Origin of the sequence: Bacillus sp. AP50 (assembly GCF_040492675.1) — a bacterium.
GTDB lineage: Bacteria > Bacillota > Bacilli > Bacillales > Bacillaceae_G > Bacillus_A > Bacillus_A cereus.
Map to the genome: position 1 here is coordinate 1 of NZ_JBEUTW010000116.1, position 2,245 is coordinate 2,245.

Here is a 2,245-nt window from a genome sequence, read left to right on the forward strand (position 1 = left end):
GGACTAGTGTGTAGCCGCACACTAGTCTTTTTTATTTATATACAATTTATAATTGGTTTATGTGATTGTATTGTTCTTTTCATACTCATTATAACACAGTGTCTTTTCATCAAGAAAGGAGACCGTATGTTCTGGTTCCTGTTATATAGTAGGTGCTTTTTCTTTAAACAGCCCATCCATATACTGTTTTAAACTTTGGACATAAAATTTCTGCGTATTCACATTATTTACACCGACAATGGGTGATGGAAGGTCAAATCTTTTTTCTGATAAATGAACGACAACATCAAAAATGTCAAACAAACGAATAAAGCAAAACAGACCGTCTTTATCGCTAAGTAAAATAAAGTAATGATTTTCACTACTTGTATTTAGCGTATTCCATAAAGAACTTTTGCTTAAATCACGTACAATGCTTTTTTCTTTTAGTTCCACGAAATCTGCATTTGAGAGAATGGTAGAGATATCAATCGCATCTTGATCTTCAAAGTAGCCATCAACTGTTTGTACAGCGAATGTATAAGCCATTTTTAATATACTCATTTTATATTTACGGTTATCCAATAGCAATTCACGTTGAATAGAACTGGCTACTTTCGTTACACGTTCCTCTTTCCAAATTTCATTATGTAAGGAAATATCGTGCTTTTTACATAGTTTCATAATTAATGCATTAGAATAAAGAATTTCGTCGCTTACTTCGACAACATCAGTCTCAGCAGCTGCAAGTTCCTCACCGTGCTCATTCGTATAGAGTGGGGAATCAATTTGTCTTTTCATTTGTTCAATCTTAAATTGACTCAATTTATGCCTAATTAAAGGACGATCAATATTTGTTGTCATTTGTTCATGACAAGTATCACAAATTGAGTTTGTGAAATAATATCCACATAATATTTCTGGAATGACATATTGTTCACTAAGTTCTTTCGTATCTTTTCTGCAAATGATGCATTGTGTCATTTTTATCACCTTTACCTGCAAATTTGTATGTAATCTCATTGTAGTGTATTTATTGGTATTTTGGAATATTGTAAAGGAAAATATTATGTGAAATTCATACTTATTTTGGTACAATGAAGAGAAGTGCTAGTTTAAAGGAGGCCATTTTTTTGAAATCAAAAGTGCACTTTTGGACATTAGAAGTGCTAATGGTTGTAGGAATCATATTTATTTGCACAAAAATATCATTTTTATTTCAACCGATTGGTATCTTCATATCAACATTATTTTTCCCAATCTTAATCGCGCTTTTTTTATACTTCATATTTAATCCTGTATTAATCTTTTTGGAGAATAAAAAAGTACCTAGAAATTTAGCGATATTGCTGTTATATCTTTTTATCATAACATTAACTGCAGTTGGCGTTGGAGTAGTTGTTCCTACGATTTCACAACAGCTAATGGACTTAGTAAAAAATATGCCAGGCTACATAAAAGAAGGAAAAGTATACATACAAGAATTATCACATCATAGGTTGTTTGAATGGTTATCTACACAAAACTACGTTTCCATTGAAACAATTGAAAAAAATGCGATTGAATACTTAAAAGATATACCAAATACAATTACGTCGAGTGCAACGGCTTTATTTGGTATTATCACGAACGTTGCATTAGTTGTATTTACTGTACCGTTCATTTTATTTTACATGTTTAAAGATGGACATGCCTTTCCAGGAAAAGCGGTAAGCTTATTACCAGAGTCTTACCGTGAAGAGGGGCTTCGTATCATTAAGGAAACGAACGAAACATTATCTGCATATATTCAAGGGCAAGCGCTCGTTTGTATATTTGTAGGTGCGTTTACTTTTATCGGTTATTTAATTATCGATTTACCGTACGCTTTCGTTTTAGGAATTATTGCAGCATTTACAAACATCATTCCTAACTTAGGTCCATTTATCGGAGCAGCACCAGCTGTTATTGTAGGACTGTTCGTATCTCCGATGCAAGCCTTATACGTAATTATTATCGTAACAATTGTACAACAGTTTGAAAGTAATATTATTTCACCACGTATTATGAGCTCGAAATTAAACATCCACCCATTAACAATTATTATCCTAATTTTAGGGGTAGGTAACTTTGCTGGAATCATCGGAATGATTTTAGCAGTACCAGTTTATGCAGTAACAAAAACAGTTGTTTCAAACTTAGTGAGATTGTTTAAAACGAAGAGAAGTAATCGGAAATAGTAAAACCTGAGAAAGATACACCTCTTTTTAAGTGGTGTATCTTTTGT

Annotated in this window: 2 protein-coding genes; one reads left to right on the forward strand and one right to left on the reverse strand. The window is 32.3% G+C overall.

The features are described from left to right. Positions 1-141: 141 nt before the first annotated feature. Complete coding sequence (locus ABWK52_RS10490; RefSeq protein WP_000189710.1) at positions 142-963, reverse strand: HNH endonuclease; 822 nt, start codon at positions 961-963, stop codon at positions 142-144. Positions 964-1,112: 149 nt separating this feature from the next. Here ABWK52_RS10490 and ABWK52_RS10495 point away from each other — a divergent pair, with 149 nt between their 5' ends. After that, the gene (locus ABWK52_RS10495; RefSeq protein ID WP_000837892.1) at positions 1,113-2,198 is read left to right on the forward strand and encodes an AI-2E family transporter; all 1,086 of its coding nucleotides are present in this window, start codon (positions 1,113-1,115) and stop codon (positions 2,196-2,198) included. Positions 2,199-2,245 lie beyond the last annotated feature (47 nt).